The 20,958-nt window shown below is 40.7% G+C and carries 16 protein-coding genes; 6 read left to right on the top strand and 10 right to left on the bottom strand.

The genetic code is table 11. The features are described 5' to 3' along the window. Positions 1 to 24 precede the first annotated feature (24 nt). Positions 25 to 990, top strand: coding sequence for an AEC family transporter (locus BCU84_RS04725; RefSeq protein WP_102526946.1), 966 nt, complete (start codon positions 25 to 27; stop codon positions 988 to 990). Between the two features lie 138 nt (positions 991 to 1,128). Then, the gene (gene recN, locus BCU84_RS04720; RefSeq protein WP_102526945.1) at positions 1,129 to 2,787 is read left to right on the top strand and encodes a DNA repair protein RecN; all 1,659 of its coding nucleotides are present in this window, start codon (positions 1,129 to 1,131) and stop codon (positions 2,785 to 2,787) included. A gap of 152 nt (positions 2,788 to 2,939) precedes the next feature. Here the strand turns inward: recN and BCU84_RS04715 are convergent, their stop codons facing one another. The 10 genes from BCU84_RS04715 to BCU84_RS04670 all read right to left on the bottom strand — a co-directional run bounded on the left by BCU84_RS04715 (position 2,940) and on the right by BCU84_RS04670 (position 12,592). Further along, on the bottom strand, positions 2,940 to 3,431 hold the full coding sequence (locus BCU84_RS04715; protein WP_102526944.1) for a phosphatidylglycerophosphatase A: 492 nt from the start codon (positions 3,429 to 3,431) through the stop codon (positions 2,940 to 2,942). After that, positions 3,431 to 4,387: a thiamine-phosphate kinase gene (gene thiL, locus BCU84_RS04710; RefSeq protein WP_102526943.1), complete on the bottom strand. Its 957-nt coding sequence runs from the start codon at positions 4,385 to 4,387 to the stop codon at positions 3,431 to 3,433. Before thiL ends, BCU84_RS04715 begins: the two co-directional genes overlap by 1 nt. Positions 4,388 to 4,480: 93 nt before the next feature. Further along, on the bottom strand, positions 4,481 to 4,885 hold the full coding sequence (gene nusB / locus BCU84_RS04705; RefSeq protein ID WP_076543020.1) for a transcription antitermination factor NusB: 405 nt from the start codon (positions 4,883 to 4,885) through the stop codon (positions 4,481 to 4,483). A gap of 14 nt (positions 4,886 to 4,899) precedes the next feature. Then, entirely contained in the window at positions 4,900 to 5,379 is a 480-nt protein-coding gene (gene ribE, locus BCU84_RS04700) for a 6,7-dimethyl-8-ribityllumazine synthase (RefSeq protein WP_055023789.1), read from the bottom strand. Positions 5,380 to 5,500: 121 nt separating this feature from the next. Further along, a complete protein-coding gene (ribBA, locus tag BCU84_RS04695) occupies positions 5,501 to 6,604 on the bottom strand; it encodes a bifunctional 3,4-dihydroxy-2-butanone-4-phosphate synthase/GTP cyclohydrolase II (protein ID WP_102526942.1) in 1,104 nt (367 codons plus the stop codon). 54 nt (positions 6,605 to 6,658) lie between these two features. Further along, on the bottom strand, positions 6,659 to 7,315 hold the full coding sequence (locus tag BCU84_RS04690; protein ID WP_102526941.1) for a riboflavin synthase: 657 nt from the start codon (positions 7,313 to 7,315) through the stop codon (positions 6,659 to 6,661). 96 nt (positions 7,316 to 7,411) lie between these two features. Then, positions 7,412 to 8,551: a bifunctional diaminohydroxyphosphoribosylaminopyrimidine deaminase/5-amino-6-(5-phosphoribosylamino)uracil reductase RibD gene (gene ribD, locus BCU84_RS04685; RefSeq protein ID WP_102526940.1), complete on the bottom strand. Its 1,140-nt coding sequence runs from the start codon at positions 8,549 to 8,551 to the stop codon at positions 7,412 to 7,414. Between the two features lie 62 nt (positions 8,552 to 8,613). Beyond that, entirely contained in the window at positions 8,614 to 9,063 is a 450-nt protein-coding gene (gene nrdR, locus BCU84_RS04680; protein ID WP_102526939.1) for a transcriptional regulator NrdR, read from the bottom strand. A gap of 240 nt (positions 9,064 to 9,303) precedes the next feature. Further along, a complete protein-coding gene (glyA, locus tag BCU84_RS04675) occupies positions 9,304 to 10,560 on the bottom strand; it encodes a serine hydroxymethyltransferase (RefSeq protein WP_102526938.1) in 1,257 nt (418 codons plus the stop codon). A 322-nt stretch (positions 10,561 to 10,882) separates the two neighbouring features. Beyond that, on the bottom strand, positions 10,883 to 12,592 hold the full coding sequence (locus tag BCU84_RS04670) for a DUF3943 domain-containing protein (RefSeq protein WP_102526937.1): 1,710 nt from the start codon (positions 12,590 to 12,592) through the stop codon (positions 10,883 to 10,885). A gap of 313 nt (positions 12,593 to 12,905) precedes the next feature. On the opposite strand from BCU84_RS04670, the gene ettA reads away from it, so the two are divergent. From ettA to BCU84_RS04650, 4 genes are all read left to right on the top strand, one after another. Next, the gene (ettA, locus tag BCU84_RS04665; protein ID WP_102526936.1) at positions 12,906 to 14,573 is read left to right on the top strand and encodes an energy-dependent translational throttle protein EttA; all 1,668 of its coding nucleotides are present in this window, start codon (positions 12,906 to 12,908) and stop codon (positions 14,571 to 14,573) included. A 554-nt stretch (positions 14,574 to 15,127) separates the two neighbouring features. Further along, on the top strand, positions 15,128 to 16,315 hold the full coding sequence (locus BCU84_RS04660) for a hypothetical protein (protein WP_102526935.1): 1,188 nt from the start codon (positions 15,128 to 15,130) through the stop codon (positions 16,313 to 16,315). 306 nt (positions 16,316 to 16,621) lie between these two features. Then, positions 16,622 to 17,806, top strand: a complete 1,185-nt coding sequence (locus tag BCU84_RS04655; RefSeq protein ID WP_102526934.1) for an efflux RND transporter periplasmic adaptor subunit — start codon at positions 16,622 to 16,624, stop codon at positions 17,804 to 17,806. Beyond that, complete coding sequence (locus tag BCU84_RS04650; protein ID WP_102526933.1) at positions 17,806 to 20,910, top strand: multidrug efflux RND transporter permease subunit; 3,105 nt, start codon at positions 17,806 to 17,808, stop codon at positions 20,908 to 20,910. The genes BCU84_RS04655 and BCU84_RS04650 overlap by 1 nt, the downstream gene beginning before the upstream one ends. The last annotated feature ends 48 nt before the right edge of the window (positions 20,911 to 20,958 follow it).

The raw sequence follows: 20,958 nt of genomic DNA, 5'->3' as shown, positions 1-20,958 counted from the left end.
TTACTCATTAACAAGGATTGAGGGATGCCCAGTATTCTTACCCCTCTTATTGCCGTTTTCGGAATCATGCTTTTAGGCTTTATTATACAAAAGCTTAAAGTCTTGCCACATGATACTGACTTTACCCTTAATGAATATGTTTACTATGTTGCTTTCCCTGCAATACTGTTTATTGCCTTAGCCGAAACTGACATTGATGAAATTTTACAATGGGGGTTTATTGCATCATTTGGCATTACAATGCTCGTTACCTATTTTGTCACTGCTGTCATCTCGTTATCAGCTGATAAGAAGCAACCTGCATTAGCTGCTATCAGGGGGCTTAATACCAGTTTTGGTAACACAGCCTTTATCGGTATTCCTCTGATGATGATGCTCTATCCAGGAAACAACCATGCAATTACATTAGCTGCGATTGCCAGTTTATTATCAATTGTCATGTTTGCCTTTGTGATGGTAAGCATGGAGCTGGCCATTAATAAGCAGCAAAAACGTCATCCCATTATTATCATGCTCAATGCGCTCAGCAGTAACCCAATTGTTATTGGTTGCGCCCTGGGGGTTGCAGCCTCCGCTGTTAAGCTTCCCATACCTGATAGTCTAAGCGTGATGATGCGACTTATCGGTAATACATCTAGCCCGTGTGCGCTGTTTGCAATCGGTATGGTGTTAGCCAAAGCCATGCATGGCGGCGAAGAGCCTTCAGAAACTAGACACCACATTGCTATCGAAATGACCGTGCTAAATATGTTAAAGCTGGTATTTCAGCCCATTATCGCATACGCCTTGTTACGGTATTTTAATGTTGATACTGAGTTGCTTATCATGGGCGTTATTTTGGCGGCGCTTCCTACTGCAGCGAGTGTTTACTTACTTGCCCAACGCTATCAAACCTATGGTTTAGCCAGTGCTAAATGCATTTTAATCAGTACTATCGCCACCTTTATTACACTGCCTATTATTGAGAAGTTACTCCACAACATAAACTGAGCCAGCTTATATTATTGTTTACATGGAGATTAAAATCCTTATAACAAAAATCAACAACCAGTACTTTACTGTATAAAAAAACAGTGTAAACTGTTTATAAATACAGTGGTTTGATGATTATTCACACAAGGATTGATTATGCTTTGCCAATTAAGCATTAATAATTTCGCGATTGTACGTTTTCTTGAACTCGACTTTAAAGCCGGCATGACCAGCATTACAGGTGAAACAGGTGCGGGTAAATCGATTGCAATAGACGCCTTAGGTTTATGTTTAGGTAATCGCGCTGATGCCAATACAGTGAGACCAGGTGCCAACAAAGCTGAAGTGAGCGCACGCTTTACAATAGATGATGTGCCATTTGCCAAACGCTGGCTTGAAGATAACGATCTTGATGTCGAAGATGAATGTATATTACGTCGAACCATCAGTGCCGATGGGCGTTCTCGCGCTTACATTAATGGTAACCCTGTACCACTTTCGCAGTTAAAAACACTTGGGCAATTATTTGTTGGGATCCATGGGCAACATGCACACCACGCAATGCTAAAAAGTGAACATCAACTCACACTGCTCGATAGCTACGCCAATCATAAGTTATTGCTTGATAGCGTGACTAAAAGTTATCAGCGCTGTAAAAATGTTGAAAATGAACTCAAACAATTACAACAGAATCAACAAGAGCGTATTGCTCGAAAACAACTGGTGCAATATCAAGTTGAAGAATTAGATGAGTTTGCTTTAATACCTGGCGAGTTTGAACAAATAGAGCAAGAACATAAACGCTTAGCAAACGGCACCGACTTAATTGAAAGTTGTCAAAGCGCACTCCAATTGCTCAGTGAAGATGACGAACATAATATTGAATCTTTGCTTAACCGCGCTGTGACAGTCGCTGACAGCTTACAGAGCTTTGATCCTACACTTAAAAACATTGCAGAAATGCTCAATGAAGCTTTGATACAAGTCCAAGAAAGCACTAGTGAAGTGCAGGATTATCTCAGTAGAATTGAGTTAGACCCTGAACATTTTGCCTTTCTTGAGCAGCGAATATCTAAAGCAATGCAACTGGCTCGCAAGCATCATGTGCAGACCGAATATCTAGCTGAGCACCACGGGCAGTTAAAAGCTGAACTATCAGAGCTCAGTAGCGATGCAAGCCGTCTAGATGAGATTCAGCAACAATTAGATGACAGTAAACTCGCTTATATTAAAAACGCACAGAAACTCAGCCAAAGCCGCCAACGTTATGCCAAAGAGCTCAATAAACTGGTAACTCAGTCAATACACGAGCTAAATATGCCTAAAGGCAAGTTCAATATTGCGGTTAACTTTAATCCTGAGTCACAGTCATTAATGGGCAGCGATCAAATAGAATTTCAAGTAACCACCAACCCAGGCCAGCCCTTACAACCTATTGCTAAAGTGGCATCAGGTGGTGAGTTATCTCGAATAGGCTTAGGTATTCAGGTCATCACGGCTAGAAAAGTTTCAACCCCAACATTAATATTCGATGAAGTTGATGTGGGTATTTCTGGCCCGACAGCAGCGGTTGTCGGTCGAATGCTTCGTAGTTTGGGGGAATCGACCCAAGTTATCTGTGTGACTCATTTACCGCAAGTTGCCGGTAATGGTCATCAACATATGTTAGTGAACAAGTTTACCAAAAGTGGTGGCACTGAGACTCAAATGAAACCGCTTGATAAAGAGCAGCGCATCAGTGAGTTAGCAAGGTTACTGGCGGGTGATGTTATCACTGAAAATGCACTCGCAAATGCGCGAGAGCTTTTACACTGATTAAGTCAATCTTGCTCGATAACAAGCCGCAATCGGCACTTATTTATCAAACAAAAAAGCCCACTTAATGTGGGCTTTTCTATTTTTACTTATTGAAACGAAATTTTAATTTACTGAAAGTAATGTTGCTTTCAATAGCTGTTTAGATGGCTCTACACGAAATAATAAATCGCCTGCAAACAAACTAGAGCAAAGATACCAGCTAATACATCATCAATCATAATCCCAAATCCGCCATGAACTTTTGCGTCTAACCAACGGATAGGCCAAGGTTTAAGGATATCGAAAAAACGAAACAATGCAAAACCGATGACAAGCCATATAAGCCCAGCAGGCGCAGCTATCATGGTAATCATTAAGCCTGCAACTTCATCCCAAACAATGGCGCCATGATCATGTACGCCCATATCTTTTGCAGCTTTATCACAAATATAAAAGCCCACCAGCGTGCTGATGAGAGTAATAATAATAAAAGCAGTCAGACTTAAGTGGCTCATTAAATAAACCAATGGCACAGCGGCAAGGGTGCCAAATGTACCCGGTGCTTTCGCAGCAAGACCACTACCAAAACCCAGCGCTAAAAAGTGTACTGGATTTTTTAAAGACAGCTTTAATACTGCCGGATCAGTAGATAAAAATTTCATTAAAAATGCTCAAAGTTTTTCGCGTCTAACTCAAAAGGTTGTCCATCAGATACAAGTCGTAATTTATCACCGGCACAAATTTGGCCTATTTTGACAAACTTAACTCCGGCGTGGAGTAAGGCTGTATCTAATGCGCCTCGCTGGGCTTCTGGTACTGTAAATAATAGCTCATAATCTTCACCGCCTGTGAGTGCGTAATTAATTGCTTCATGTTTACCTACAGACTCAAGAAGTGATTTGGATAAAGGCAATTCATTGACATCAATAATCGCACCGACATTGGAGGCTTTTAAAACATGCTTTATATCTGAATTTAATCCATCAGATAAATCAATGGCACTGGTAGCCAATGAACGCAGAGCTTGACCGGCAATAATTCTAGGCGTTGGATGATAATGTCGGTTTATCAAAAATTCTTTATATTGCAGATCAACTTCTTTGTTGCCCAGCAATACATCTAAACCTAAGGCTGAATCGCCTAACGTGCCTGTCACATAAATCCAATCACCGATTTTTGCGCCACTGCGGTTTAATGCTTTACCCGTAGGCACTTGACCGTGAATAGTGATGTTAATACATCGAGGGCCACGAGTGGTATCTCCACCAATTAAGCTGACGCTATAATATTCTGCAGCTTCAAATAAGCCCTCACTGAACTCTTGTAACCATTGGTTATCAACATCAGGTAGAGTGAGCGCTAATGTCATCCATGCAGGGTCTGCGCCCATTGCGGCTAAATCTGACAAATTAACAGCCACAGATTTATAACCTAACTCGTGAGCTGGCATGGTTGGCAAAAAGTGAATATTTTCGACGAGAGTATCGCAAGAGATCGCGATGGATTTATTTTCTGCTGGTTGCACTATGGCGCAATCATCGCCAATACCGAGATGAACATCACGGCGCTGTTGGCCTTTATCACGGAAAAATTGTTCAATAATTTGGAATTCTTTCACGATAAATCTGGTACGGTTGCCCGCCCACCTATATGTTTTATAGAAGTATCTGAGTGATACAAAAACGGTATCCGAAGATACCGTTTTCATTTATTACTTGCGAGTAACAAGCTTATCTAGCATACCATTGACAAACTTATGGCTGTCGTCGGCACCAAACGCTTTCGCTAACTCAATACCTTCGTTGATAGCCACTTTATATGGCACATCTTTACGATAAGTTAATTCATATGCAGCTAAGCGCACAATGGCTTTTTCAACTGGAGATACATCTTCAATATCACGATCTAAGTGAGGTTTTAGAAGATCATCAAGTTGAGTTGCTTTCGTGGCTACACCTGATAGCAATTCACGAAAATAAGCTACATCAACACCGTTAATGTTTTGCTCAGTTAAAAATTCATGTTCAACATCAGCAACGTTATTCTTGCTTAATTGCCACGAATAAATAGCTTGAACAGCTAAACGGCGTGCCTTACGGCGCTCTGAAGGCTTCATTACTTTTCCTACTACTATACCAACTGTTGTTCTAATTCTTGCAGAACGTTAACCATTTCAAGTAGGCCAAGGGCAGCTTCTGTGCCTTTATTACCTGCTTTAGTACCAGAGCGTTCAATTGCTTGCTCAATAGTATCTGTGGTTAACACGCCAAATGAAACTGGGATATCAAATTCTAAAGCAACTTGAGCTAGACCCTTGTTACATTCACCTGCAACTAAATCAAAATGCGGAGTACCACCACGAATCACTGCACCTAGTGCAATGATACCGTCAAACTTTCCACAAGCAGCAACACGACGTGCAGCAAGTGGTAATTCAACAGCGCCAGGAACACGAACAACAGTAATGTTGTCATCTTCAACCTGACCAAAACGTTTTAGTGTATCTATTGCGCCATCAAGCAGACTTTCAACTAAAAAACTGTTGAAACGCGACACAACGATCGCCACTTTGGCATTTTTTGCTTCGATATTACCTTGAACTACGTTCATTATCTTACCTAAATTAGCTAAAGCACCCAGCTCTGGGCAAAAGTGGCGCTATAATACCACAGCAAAATGCCCTGAGTCCTGTGCAATTAATGATAAATGTTAACTTCACTAAATTAGTGAATTATTCTGCAATGTAATCAGTAACTTCTAAACCAAAGCCTGATAACGAATGGTAATGTTTCGGCGAGCTCAATAGACGCATTGTGCTAACACCAAGACTAGATAGAATTTGTGAGCCGATACCGACTTTACGAGAGGTTCCTTCCCATTTAGCCGCTGTAGGTGCTTGACCATTATCTTCAGCTTCAAAGGCTTTGACTTTGGCTAGCATTTCACTTGAATGTTCTTCATGGCCTAACAAGACTAAAACGCCGCCTTCTAAAGCAATACGTTCCATGGCCTTATCAAGTGGCCAACTGCGCTTTTGATCTCGTTCTGAATGTAATAAATCGTTAAACGTATTCTGTAAATGAACGCGTACTAAACAGTTCTGTTCAACATCACCTTTAACTAACGCATAATGTAATTGGTTATCGATGGTATCTCTGAAAGTCACCATGTTAAATTCACCAAAGCGTGTCGGCAATTTACATTCTGCTTCGCGCACTACTGTGGTTTCTTTGGTATTACGATATTCAATCAAATCAGCGATAGTACCCATTTTGATACCATGCTTTTCACTGAATACTTCTAAATCAGGACAGCGCGCCATAGTGCCATCATCATTGAGGATTTCAACAATCACTCCAGACGGCTCAAGTCCGGCCAAACGCGATAAATCACAGCCAGCTTCTGTATGACCTGCGCGAGTTAACACACCGCCATCTTGTGCCATCAATGGAAAAATATGTCCAGGTTGAACTAAGTCAGCCGCTTTAGCCTCTTTTGCCACTGCAGCTTGAACTGTCACTGCGCGATCGTGAGCTGAAATACCTGTTGTTACACCGGTTGCCGCTTCAATTGACACGGTAAAGTTTGTCGAGAACTGAGCGTTATTATTGGTCACCATTAATGGCAAGTTTAGTTGCAGGCAACGCTCTTTAGTCATAGTTTGACAGATTAGACCACGACCGTAAGTCGCCATAAAGTTAATTGCTTCTGGCGTCACCTTTTCGGCAGCCATAATCAAATCGCCTTCATTTTCTCTGTCTTCATCGTCCATCAAGATAACCATTTTACCTTGGCGAATGTCTTCGATGATCTCTTCTATACTATGTAGTGCCATGTTAAGACCTTTGTGTTGTTATTCCCGATATTTGCAATAAAGGGTAAAATAGGGTTATCGCATAAATCCAGCGTTGGCGAGCATTTCCATAGTGACCCCACCACCTGAAGTTGTTGGCTTTTCAGGATTCATTAAGCGCTCTAAATAACGAGCAATCAAATCAACTTCAATGTTGACCTTATCACCCGCTTGTAATGCTGTAAGTGTTGTTTCAGATGCTGTATGCGGCACAATCGTTAATCGAAAGCGGTGCCCATCTATTTCATTCACTGTCAGACTAACGCCATCGATGGTAATTGAACCTTTATGAGCAATGTAATGAGCAAGCTCAGCTGGCGCCGCTAACCAAAATTCAATCGCTTTTCCGCGGACACTTCTTTGCTCAACAGCGGCTATGCCATCTACATGACCACTGACCATGTGACCGCCAAGGCGAGTTGTCGGCAATACCGCTTTTTCTAAATTAACTTTTTGACCAACGTGATAATTAGCAAAGCCTGTCAGTGCCACGGTTTCAGCCGAAATGTCAGCAACGTATCCGTCAGCAAGGCATTGGACCACAGTTAAACACACACCGTTAGTGGCAATACTATCGCCTAACTTCACATCAGATAAATCCAGATGACCACTTGCTACGTTTAGGCGTATATCATCACCTTTACGCTCGATTTTTCTTAATGTGCCTAAGGCTTCAATAATGCCGGTAAACATAATGACTCACTTGTATTAATTTCGGTTCAATTTAATCAACTTGGCCAGTGCTTGCTCGTGCCAGCAATTACAGCCTATTTAAGCAAGTTGATTCTGCTAGAGACTAAATATCATACGTTGATCAGCACCTATGCGGCGCGAATCGACTAATTGTAGCTCAGGAATTTGTTCCATACTTTGATAGTCATTCAGTTGTAATAAATTACGCCCGTGACTACCTAAAATTTTCATTGCTTGATAAAGGTAGAGTTCATCAGCAAGCTTTGCATCTAACACGCTACCCGCAAGGGATGCGCCTGATTCAATCAAAACTGAGTTGCATTGTTTACCTAAGTAAGTAAATAACGCATGTAAATCAACGCGTCCATCTTCATTTGCGGCAATAGTGATACAACTAACATGATTGTTAAATTTTTCTCTTACTTCTGCGGCGTAGTCGACACAAGAAACCAACAGGATAGGCGATGGGATATCAAATAATTTGAATTCACTTGTTAGCCTTGCGCGGCTATCTAAAATCACCCTTAGAGGTTGTTGTAGATCTGCGGCCGAAACTGAGTTTTTCAAGCTGCCAAGTTGTTCATAACGCACATTCAATGATGGGTCATCAGCCAATACCGTTTCAACGCCTGTCACTAAGGCACAATGACGGGCGCGAAGCTTTTGAACATCAGCGCGCGCATCAGGTCCAGTGATCCATTTGGAAACACCATTTGAAAGCGCAGTTTTGCCATCAATACTGGCTGCCAGTTTAATCGTAACTCTAGGCAGGCCCGTGGTCATTTTCTTGGTGAAGCCTAAGTTTAATAGCTTAGCTTGCTCAGTTAGCAAACCTATGTCGACTTGAATGCCCGCTTCTTTTAATAAACGGATTCCATTGCCAGCCACTTGTGGGTTCGCATCCACTTCAGCAATCACAACCCGTTTAACCCCTGCCTCGATTAAGGCTAAAGCACAGGGCGGCGTTCGGCCATAATGACTGCACGGTTCAAGGGTGACATAAGCAGTAGCCGATGATAGTTTTGTTTGATTTTGCTTCGTCTGTACATCTTGAAGAGCATGAATTTCAGCATGTGGGCCACCCGCTTTAATATGGTACCCCTGGCCAATAATGTGATCGTTTACAGCAATGACACAGCCAACATTTGGATTTGGACGCGTGGTATAGCGCCCTTTCTCTGCCAATGAAATGGCAAGGCTCATCATTTCAACATCAACTACTGACCACTGAGACATAAACACCTACTTGAAATAGCCGCAGCAAATGGCCTCTGCGGTATAAAAAATGGAAACAGGAATTACTTTTGTAATTTAGCGATGGCTTCGCCAAACTGTGAAACGTCTTCAAAGGCGCGATAAACAGACGCAAAACGTATGTACGCTACTTTATCTAATACCATCAATTGTTCCATCATCAGGTTGCCAATCATTGCAGAGTCAATCTCGCGCTCACCTGTACCACGTAAGGTCGATTTAATCTTAGATAGTGCTTGTTCAATTTGATCAATCGATACCGGACGTTTTTCAACCGCACGCAGCATACCGCCACGTAGCTTATCTTCATCAAACGGTTGACGGGTGCCATCTTGTTTAATGACCCGTGGCATGACTAATTCTGCACCTTCAAAGGTGGTAAAGCGTTCATGGCACAATGTACATTCCCGACGACGACGGACTTGATGGCCATCAGCCACAAGACGAGAATCAATCACTTTGGTATCTGTCGCGCTACAAAATGGGCAATGCATATTCGCTCCTGAAATAAAAATAAAATGGCCGTAAGCACAAAGTACTTACAGCCATTAAAGTTTATCCTATTTACTTTATAAGGTTAACCTTATCATTAAGATTATCCTACTTAGTTCATATGGATGATATGTCTAAGCTGATGTTGAAATGCTCGCTAATATTATTAAACAACATACAAGCATCTTTGCTAGACAAAAATGCAGCAGTACTCCTGTTAACAGCACTGCCTGTAAACAGTATTACCCGTAAACAGGATACTTAGCACATAACTCAAGCACTTGGTTTTTAACGCGCTCGATTGTACCTTCATTAGTGATGTCATCTAACACATCACACATCCAGTTAGTCAGCTCAACAGATTCAGTTTCAGTAAAACCACGACGGGTGATTGCTGGAGAACCAATACGTAAACCAGAAGTAACAAATGGTGAACGTGGGTCATTTGGTACTGAGTTTTTGTTAACAGTGATGTTAGCTTTACCTAGCGCAGCATCGGCATCTTTACCTGTCATATCTTTGCTGATTAGATCTAGCAAGAATAAGTGGTTGTCTGTACCACCAGAAACAACATCATAACCACGCTCAATGAAGGTTTTTGCCATCACTTTAGCATTCGCAACAACTTGCTCTTGGTAAGTGGTGAACTCAGGATCTAGTGCCTCTTTAAATGCAACCGCTTTAGCAGCAATAACGTGCATTAAAGGACCACCTTGGCCACCAGGGAATACTGCCGAATTTAACTTTTTGTAAATGTCTTCATCATTCACAGCTGAAAGGATCAAACCACCACGAGGACCAGCAAGCGTTTTATGAGTTGTCGTTGTAACAACGTGAGCGTGTGGCAGTGGATTCGGGTAGATACCTGCAGCAACAAGACCAGCAACGTGCGCCATATCGACAAATAAGTAAGCACCTACTTTGTCAGCGATTTCGCGGAATTTACCCCAATCGATAATACCTGAATAAGCAGAAAAACCAGCAATGATCATTTTTGGTTTATGTTCAACGGCTAAACGTTCAACTTCAGCGTAATCAATCTTACCTGTGGTTTCATCGATACCGTACTGAACAGCATTATATAACTTGCCAGAAAAGCTAACGTGAGAACCATGAGTCAAGTGACCACCATGGGCTAAACTCATACCTAAAACAGTATCACCGCCTTGAAGCAGTGCCATGAAAACAGCTGAGTTTGCTTGAGAACCAGAATGTGGTTGTACGTTAGCGTATGTAGCGCCGAATAATTCTTTTGCACGAGAAATAGCTAACTCTTCTGCAATATCCACATGCTCACAACCACCGTAATAACGCTTACCAGGGTAACCTTCTGCATACTTGTTAGTTAGCTGTGAACCTTGAGCTTCAAGAACACGTGGGCTGGTATAGTTTTCTGATGCGATTAATTCAATGTGCTCTTCTTGGCGACGAGTCTCATCTTCAATTGCTGCAAATAGTTGTGGATCATAATCTGCGATATTCATAGCTTTCTTTAGCATTGCTCACTCCAGCTGTTAATTCTTATAGTAGGGTTGCGCGGTATGATACAGCGCAATTGATCACAATCCCAGCATTTGAAACATGAAATTACTTGCAATTCATTATGAGTACCATTTGCCATCTATAAATTTTCAGCTGCAGCAGCTTTCAGTAATTGTATTTCATAGAAAAATCCAAATTAACTCTTAGTTTCATAACCTTGTGACAATTTTAAGAAAACTCTTTTCTAAAATATTAATCAGCAAAATATTTAAGCTCTACAGCTCAATTTATCACAAAAACTAGATAGTCTAATCTATGATACAGGCAATGATTTATCGGCTAATATTGATAAGTAAAGTGAATACTACTGCGACTTTCTGTTTCATCATTTCGATTGACAATGGCCAAGTTTTCAATTCCGGTTAATGTGCCACTTCGATCGATACGTTCATGGTGAATACTGATACTCATAGTATTCGTTAAAGGAACATCGAGATAAACTTCATACCTATCACGTGCATCTTTAAAATCTAGGTCACTGACGTTTGGATTCCAATCACTGCTTCGATTAAACTCATTATCATCTATAGAGTCCCAGCGTTGACTTTGAAACTTAACCCCGAGCAACAATTGTTTATAATTCGCCTCTAGTGCTAATTTGGCAGTATGGCCTAAAGCATATCCATAGCCACCTTCCCAAAGCACCGATTTTGTCCCCCAAAAATGGCCTCCATTTTGGCGATAATCTTTTGTTGCAAAGGGTTTCACCATACTAAAATCACCAAACAGGTCGCCTCTGATACTTATCGAAACATCATCAACAAACCATTGCGTTCCAGCAGATACACCAATCACATTGATTGCAGCGTAAAAATCTTCCTCTTCATCTTGACCCAGACTGCTATATTCCAGCCCCATGGATGGGCCAATAAACCAAGTCTGGCGTCTATTTTCAGAATCTAATATGGTATTAACATCGCTCGTCCAGCCACCTAAAAAAATCGAAGAATCCATTTGCCAATCTTCAATCCCTTCGTTAGAAACCCCCAGTTCCATGTTTAAATCGACCTGGCTAGGTGTCGCAGATAAAGCATCATATTTTCCTTGAACGCTATCAACACTCGCCTCTAATCCCAATATTAAAGAAGTCGTAGAAATATCAGCCTGCTTTTTGCTGGAGTACATTGCACCTGTATAGATGTTGAACGTATCCTTGGCGTATGTTCGATTAAACCGTTGTGGGTTATCATAACCAAACCAACCTTTAATGGTTTTAGCCGGATTAAAAACACTACTAAAAGCCGTTGGAACCCAACCTTGTTTTGAATCTAACATTTCAGATATTTGAAATAAGCTTTCACCCAATACTGCACCACCAAATGTTGTAACGATTTGATCATTCACACTTACCACTTCTTTATATTCAGCAAAGACTTCCCAGACTGCCGATGCGATAAAATTACCCGCCATAGATTCATAATAATTAAAGTTATAATTACGAAACGCTTGATAATACAGTGCGCCAGCATAGGTATGCCCCCAATTCATGCCTACCTTGTTGTCATCAAGTTTCCAAGCATCAGTTGTCACAATTCTATCTGCAAAATATTGCCCTGCATTGCCTTCAATTTCGTAATCAAAATCTCCTTCCATACTTTCTTCACTGGTCAGGTAAAGTACCTCGCCAATGACTAATACCGTAGAAATTTCAATTAATGCTCCCCACCAGTCTTTATCTATTAGCTCAGTATCTGTGATAAGAGTTTCACCTTTTTGTAAATCAGGCCCACTAATACTTCTAATGTCTTTTCCTGCAGTGATAGAGCTTATGACTAAACCTGATGGCTCATAATTAAGTTGATTGACTTCATTTGAATATGATTGATTAACTGCTGAATAAAAGGATTTATCTGAACTTTCATCTTTGCTGTTAATGGCGAAAACAGCGGTTGGTTGGTCTTTTTCAATGAATAAAGACCTGTATTCTTTTGCTTGGAGTTCTTGGGCATTAACTTGACTACACAAGCAGAATATTGAAACAGAAAACAACGAATTACATAGTAATATTCTCTTTAAAGCCTTCCTTTGTATCGTGCTCACTTTAATCCCTTAACATATTTTGAAAAATTAACCTGATATCACCAACAATCAGTGATTGTCCCTCTTTCTATCCATAAATCGGGTTGTTACAACTATGTTGTAGACGATTATTACTTTATTCGGTTGTTTTTGTTAAGTAGTTTTTTGACCTATCGGTGTGGAATAAACCTTCAATGACAAAAGTTCGATTTTCAGTTACGGCGAGATTGAAGTAGAATTAATTAAATTTCCTAGTCCGAATCTTAGTCAAAGAGATATAAATATGGCTCAGTTTGTATATAGCATGCTTAGAGTGGGCAAGATTGTTCCACCTAAAAAACAAATCCTTAAAGATATTTCCCTTAGTTTTTTTCCTGGCGCCAAGATTGGTGTACTGGGTTTAAACGGTTCAGGTAAATCTACTCTGCTTAGAATCATGGCAGGGTTAGATACTGAAATCGAAGGTGAAGCTCGCCCGATGCAAGATTTAAAAATCGGCTACCTTCCTCAAGAACCTAAGCTGGATGAATCTCAAACCGTCCGTGAGGCTATCGAAGAAGCCGTAAGCGAAGCTAAAAATGCCCTTACACGTTTAGATGAAGTTTATGCACTTTATGCTGAACCAGATGCCGATTTTGATGCGCTTGCAAAAGAGCAAGGGCAGCTTGAAGCAATTATTCAATCTCAAGATGCTCATAATCTTGATGTGGTATTAGATAGAGCAGCCAATGCACTGCGTCTGCCTGATTGGGATGAAAAAATCGAAGTACTTTCGGGTGGTGAACGTCGCCGTGTCGCTATTTGTCGCTTACTGCTTGAAAAGCCAGACATGTTGTTACTCGATGAACCAACCAACCACTTGGATGCTGAATCAGTCGCTTGGCTTGAACGTTTCTTACAAGACTATACTGGCACCGTTGTGGCTATTACCCATGATAGATATTTCTTGGATAATGCTGCAGGTTGGATTTTAGAACTCGACCGTGGTGAAGGTATTCCTTGGGAAGGTAACTACTCATCTTGGTTAGAGCAAAAAGATGCTCGTCTACAGCAAGAATCTTCCACAGAAAGTGCGCGCCAGAAAACCATTCAAAAAGAATTAGAATGGGTACGCCAAGGTTCAAAAGGTCGTCAATCAAAAGGCAAAGCCCGTATGGCTCGCTTTGAAGAATTGAACACCAATGATTACCAAAAGCGAAATGAAACCAATGAGTTATTCATTCCACCTGGGCCACGTTTAGGTGATAAGGTTATTGAAGTAAATAACCTGACCAAATCATATGGTGACCGAGTATTGATTGATGACTTAACTTTCGCTGTTCCAAAAGGCGCGATTGTCGGTATCATCGGCGCCAACGGTGCAGGTAAATCGACACTATTCAAGATGATTTCAGGTGCAGAGCAACCGGATAGCGGCAGCATTGAAGTCGGCGAATCAGTGCAAATAGCCTCTGTTGAACAGTTCCGAGATTCAATGAATGATAAGAACACAGTTTGGCAAGAGATTTCAGACGGTCAAGATATCATGCGTATCAACAATACTGAGATCCCGAGTCGTGCATACGTAGGCCGCTTTAATTTCCGCGGTGGCGATCAACAAAAAATCATTGGCACTTTATCAGGCGGTGAGCGTAACCGAGTCCATCTTGCTAAATTATTGCAAGCTGGCGGCAACGTATTATTACTCGATGAACCAACCAATGACTTGGACGTTGAAACACTGCGTGCATTAGAAGAAGCTCTTTTAGAGTTCCCTGGTTGTGCCATGGTTATTTCACATGACCGTTGGTTCTTAGACAGAATCGCAACCCATATTCTTGATTACCGCGATGAAGGACAAGTTAACTTCTATGAAGGTAACTACACTGAATATACAGCTTGGTTAAAAGAACACTTAGGTACCGAAGCCATTGAGCCTCATCGCCTGAAGTACAAGCGCATCGCTAAATAAGGCATCACAAAAAGTGCGCAATTTAATTGTTGTAAATTGAGTTGTTCATACGATATTAAAGCCCCATGTAATAATGCTCTCTCGCTCGAGGTATTGTTAAACAGGGGCTTTTCTATGTTTAGCACAAAAATCAGGCTGTAGCGGCTAAAAATATAAGTTCAAATAAGGCAATGTCATAAAAATGACTTTTGGCGTTAAGTTAACATTTTTGCTGCAATCACTCATTAACCTCATGTTTTAGACCTTGAACTCACTCCTATCATGCTCAAGCTATAAACTATTCTCACCTTGTATGATAAAAATAAAATATACTCAACATTAATAGTTACTTAAGTAACATTTAAAGGTAACGACCAGCATCAAGCGAGTGCCGTAACTGATTCATCTTGCAAAACAGTTTGAGGGGGTTGTAAAAAAGCGTCAAAAATCCACAATCTATTTGTAAAGACAAATTAACTTAAGTACTATAAAATTATTGACGGATCACCTAACTGTTGACCAATTGTTATAGCGTAAGCTATACACCAAAAAATCAATTAAAAATGGAGGAATCAGTGAGATATAGTCAAATTACTTTTATTTTATTATGTTTTTATGCAAGTAGCTCATTTGGTTTAGAGATCATTTCTAGTAGTGAGACGCAAAAACTTCAAGAAATTGAGCAAAAGTATAATATTGATAGTTTACTTATTTCTGCGAACGATAAATTATCGACTCATAAGAAGAAAGAATCTGATTATCATGCATTGAGCGTTGAAATTAAGAGTAAGCAAACAGAATATGAGCATTTAGTTTCTAAACTGCCAACAAGAATTTTATCTCGCGCTAATCTCGATTCCTTTTATAAAGAGCTCGAAACTTTAGTCCTTAAAGTCGATCAACTTGAAACTAAGTATGATATTGATGGCAAGTCTCTAAAACGAGAGTACAAATCAATCATGGCTGAGTACGATATCATCAACAGTACTCGTACTAATAAAGACGAACAGCTAGCCGCACTCAAAAGTGAAATAACCAAACGTGTTATTGCAGATGTATCTAAGCCAGATACTGTGCAATCTGTCGATTTAGATGGTTCAACTTTATGTTCTAAGTTTCAGTCTATTAACGATTGTTTAAAAGACTCAGAAAATTACATTGTGACCAATACAATTAAAACCGACCCGTTTTTAAATGAACGAAGTGTGCTGTTGTCCTACGATGTTGTTGATGCCAGCATGAATATGAGTGGCAATTTAAATTACAAAATTAAAATGGCATTCAAACCATCTTATAACAGTAAAATCGACTCATTAATCAATGAACAACTTGGGCTCAAATCTGCGATGATAACCTTGGTCAGTAATGTTGCTGCCGATTGGTTTATAGATGGGGTTAAAATTGGTACTGGTCGTGAACTGTTTCATGAAGTGCCATTAGGCCAACATGGCATTTTAGCTTCTTATCATTCTGAAGATAAATCCAGTGTTGAGTTTATTCAGGGCAACGGTGTGTTTAGCTATAACTTTAATAGCAATTCTCATAATAGTGACATGGTTACTTTGCCTGATAACGAGCATAAAAAGCAAACCATGAAGATGAAGCCAAAGCAGCCTAGCTTAGTTAACAATCAAGCTAACGCTACTGTAAATAAACCTAAGAAGACCCTACAAGACAAAGGGTATGAGTACTTCATGGGAATTGAACCAACAACGACAGAGCAAAATAAAAGCTTTGATTCAACGCCTTCTGAGAAACTGTAAAAACCAGTTACTAGCATCAAGCCACCTTATCTAAAAGGTGGCTTTTTTATTGGAAAAAATAAATTACTCATTACCTTTCAAACACGACTTATTGACTAAAAAAAAGATTCAACTGTATATATTTGGTAACAAGTAAGATCGGCAAACAACATTTAAGATCATTTTGATAAACACTTATGTTATCAGCATGTTTCCTTACAATCTTATATGTTTAGCTTTACATTCCTTTACCCTTATATGACTTTTTTTCATTAAAATAGACCCTAATTCAGCAATCGGTCTGTTGATCTTTCTTAGAGTCAAAAAATGAAAAAACTGGCATTTCTTATCATAGTAAGCAGTCTTATCGCTGCTGTTGTGTCTTTTAGTGGTTTATCTCAAGCAGATAAAGCCAAGCCTCATGCAAAGGGAAAAGCCCAAAAAACTATTCCTGTTGTGACAGGTATTGTCGATCAACATGAACTATCACAATCACTGTCGTTAATTGGCAAACTTGATGCTGAACAATCTGTTTTTATTTCTTCTCAAGTTGCCGGGAAAATTAGTGACATTTTGATAAAACCCGATCAAGACATTCAAGCTGGACAAGTGATGGTTCAGCTAGACGATTCAAAAGCCAAAGCAGCAACAGCAGAAGCTGCCGCTTATCTTGCTGATGAAAAAAGAAAGTTAAAGGAATTCCTTAAACTCATCTCAAGCAATGCCATTACTCAAACCGAAATTGATGCTCAACGTGCCAGTGTTGATATTGCTGCGGCAAGATTGGCTGCAGCCCAAGCTGATTTAGATTACCACTCACTTAATGCCCCATTTTCAGGCTCTGCAGGCTTAATCGATTTTAGCGTTGGCAAGATGATTTCTGTCGGTACCGAATTACTGTCTTTTGACAACCTTTCAACCATGAGACTCGACTTACAAGTTCCTGAGCATTACTTATCATTATTATCTAATGGTATGAAAGTGTCAGCACAAAGCCGTGCATGGCCATCTCATGAGTTTAACGGTGAAATAGTCGCAATTGATTCGCGTATTAATCAAGACACCTTAAACTTACGTGTGCGAGTAGAATTTGCTAATCCAGATAACAAGTTAAAACCTGGCATGATGATGGCGGCCACGCTTAGCTTCCCTGCGGTTTCTGAACCTGTCATCCCAGTTCAAGCCATTGAATACTCTGGCACCAAAAGATTTGTGTATCTTGTTGATAGCCAAAACATTGCTAAGCGCACTGAAGTCAATCTCGGCGCCCGTATTGATAATGAAGTCCTGATCTCTGAAGGGTTAAGCGTTGGTGATATTGTTGTCGTTCAAGGTTTAGTTAATATGCGTGATGGCGTCTCAGTAGACGTATTAGAGCAACAAGGTACTGCGGAAAAGCTAGCCCATGAAGAAGATGATTCAATTGTTGATTCAGACATGCATTCAGAAAATGGATCAATCTTAGGATCTTTGAGTAACCCAACAGCTGAAGTTCAACAGGAGAAAAGTTAATGTGGCTTTCTGATGTATCAGTTAAACGCCCTGTTGTTGCGATTGTTCTGAGTTTGCTATTAGGGGTATTTGGCCTTGTTTCACTGTCAAAATTATCAGTGAGAGAAATGCCTGATGTAGAAAGCCCTGTGGTAACTGTAATGACCACCTATGATGGCGCCTCGGCAACCATTATGGAAAGCCAGATCACCACCACCATTGAAGATGAATTAACCGGTATCAGTGGTGTTGATGAAATTACCTCAGTAACCCGCAATGGCATGTCGCGCATTACTGTAACCTTCTTATTAGGCTGGAATTTAACCGAAGGGGTAAGTGATGTTCGCGATGCTGTCGCACGCGCTCAAAGACGCTTACCTGATGAAGCTAACGATCCTGTGGTCTCTAAAGACAATGGCTCTGGGGAGCCGGCAATCTATGTCAATTTAAGCTCATCGACGATGGATAGGACCCAGTTAACTGATTACTCCCAACGGGTGCTAGAGGACAGATTTAACTTAATTTCCGGAGTGAGTTCTATTTCAATCACTGGTGGATTATATAAAGTCATGTACGTTCAGTTAAAGCCTGAACTTATGGCCGGGCGTAACGTGTCTGCCAATGATATCGTCTCTGCTTTAAATACTGAAAATGTTGAAACCCCAGGTGGTGAGGTCCGTAATGACACCACTGTTATGACTGTGAGAACGGCCAGACTTTATAATAATCCAGATGATTTTGATTATTTGGTTGTACGTACTGCAGAAGATGGCAGTCCTATTTATCTAAAAGACGTCGCTGATGTATTTATCGGTGCAGAGAACGAAAACTCAACGTTTAAAAGTGATGGTGTCACTAACATCAGTTTAGGCATTATTGCTCAGTCTGATGCTAACCCGCTTGATGTAGCCAAATTAGTCCATAAAGAAGTGGATAGAATCCAAGATTTTTTACCTGATGGCACAGCTTTAGTGGTCGATTACGACTCCACCATTTTTATCTCTCGCTCAATTGATGAAGTTTATAACACGCTTATTATCACCGCCATTTTAGTGATTTTAGTGTTATATATTTTCATTGGCCAAGTACGTGCGACCTTAATCCCTGCTGTAACAGTGCCAGTGTCACTTATTTCAGCCTTTATCGCGGCAAATACCTTCGGTTTTTCTATTAATTTATTAACCTTAATGGCCTTAATATTATCCATTGGTTTAGTCGTAGATGACGCCATCGTCGTCGTCGAGAATATTTTCCATCATATTGAAAAAGGCGAACCGCCAATTTTAGCGGCCTACAAAGGCGCGCGGGAAGTTGGATTTGCAGTCATGGCAACCACTGCTGTACTGGTAATGGTATTTCTACCTATTTCCTTTATGGAGGGCATGGTCGGGTTACTATTTACTGAGTTTTCGGTAATGCTGGCCGTATCAGTGCTATTTTCCTCGCTTATCGCCCTCACCTTAACCCCTGTACTTGGCAGTAAATTACTTAAAGCCAATGTTAAACCTAACCGTTTTAACCTTTGGGTTGATGGAGTATTTGATAAGCTTGAGCAGCAATACCGCGCTATCGTCTCAAAGGCAGTTCAATACCGTTTCGCGGCGCCTGTTGTGATTATTGCCTGTCTTGTAGGTAGTGGCTGGTTATTGAATCAAGTTCCAGCTCAACTTGCGCCACAAGAAGACCGTGGAGTGATTTTTGCCTTCATCAAAGGCGCTGAAGGCACCAGTTATAATCGCATGGCTGCCAATATGGACATTGTAGAGCAAAGATTAATGCCGATGCTGGGTAATGGTCTTATTAAATCATTCAGTACTCAGGCGCCCGCTTTTGGCGGTCGTGCTGGTGACCAAACCGGTTTTGTCATTATTCAATTAGAAGAATGGAAAGATCGCTCTATCAATGCCCAACAGGCACTCGGTATTGTAGCTAAGTCTCTTGAAGGCATTCCCGATGTGATGGTTCGCCCTATGCTGCCTGGTTTTAGAGGTAAATCTAGCGAGCCAGTGCAATTTGTTTTAGGTGGTTCTGACTACAACGAACTATTTGACTGGGCACAAAAACTGCAACTTGAGGCCGACTTAAGCCCAATATTAGAAGGTGCAGATCTTGACTATGCAGAAACAACACCTGAGTTATTGGTCACCGTTGATCGTGAACGTGCAGCAGAGCTTGGCGTCAGTGTTACAGAGGTATCTGACACCTTGGAAATCATGCTAGGTGGCCGCAGTGAAACGACCTTTATTGAGCGCGGTGAAGAATATGATGTTTATCTTCGCGGTGATGAAAACAGTTTTAACAGCGTCGCTGATTTAAGTCAGATATATATGCGCACAGCAACAGGCCAGCTGATCACCTTAGATACCATTACTCAAATTGACGAGGTCGCTTCAGCACAAAAATTAAGTCATCTTAATAAGCAAAAATCGATCACCCTAAAAGCAAACTTAGGCGCTGAACATACTTTAGGTGAAGCATTAGATTTTCTTGACGCTAAAGCCATTGAAATGCTGCCAAGTGATATCACAGTGTCATATACCGGTGAATCAAAAGACTTTAAAGAAAACCAAAGCAGCATCTTTATTGTATTCGGCTTAGCCTTGTTAGTCGCTTATTTAGTTCTTGCTGCGCAATTTGAGAGCTTTATTAACCCATTAGTGGTTATGTTTACCGTACCAATGGGAATATTTGGTGGATTCTTAGGCTTATACCTAACTGGGCAAGGCCTTAATATTTACAGCCAAATCGGCATGATTATGTTGATTGGTATGGTGACTAAGAATGGTATCTTGATTGTTGAGTTTGCCAACCAGCTTAGAGACAAAGGTCTTGAATTAGAGCAAGCTATTATTGATGCTTCAGCTAGACGTTTAAGACCTATTCTAATGACCGCATTTACCACCCTTATTGGTGCAATCCCATTGATTATGTCAACAGGTGCAGGGTCAGAAAGTCGAATTGCAGTCGGTACAGTAGTGTTCTTTGGAATGGCATTTGCTACTCTAGTGACCTTATTAGTGATCCCTGCCATGTATCGATTGATATCTGGTGCGACTCACTCTCCAGGGTTTGTTGAACAACAACTCAATGATGCTATTGAACTTCAAAAGCAAAAAAGCACGTAGTGAATTTTAGGTTTGCTACCGACGAGATCCGAGCAATCCCTGACTAGT

The organism is Shewanella sp. 10N.286.51.B7, assembly GCF_002873615.1.
In the GTDB taxonomy this organism is placed as follows: domain Bacteria; phylum Pseudomonadota; class Gammaproteobacteria; order Enterobacterales; family Shewanellaceae; genus Shewanella; species Shewanella electrodiphila.
Note: the sequence above shows the minus strand (reverse complement) of the source record. Positions and strands in the feature narration are given on the sequence as shown.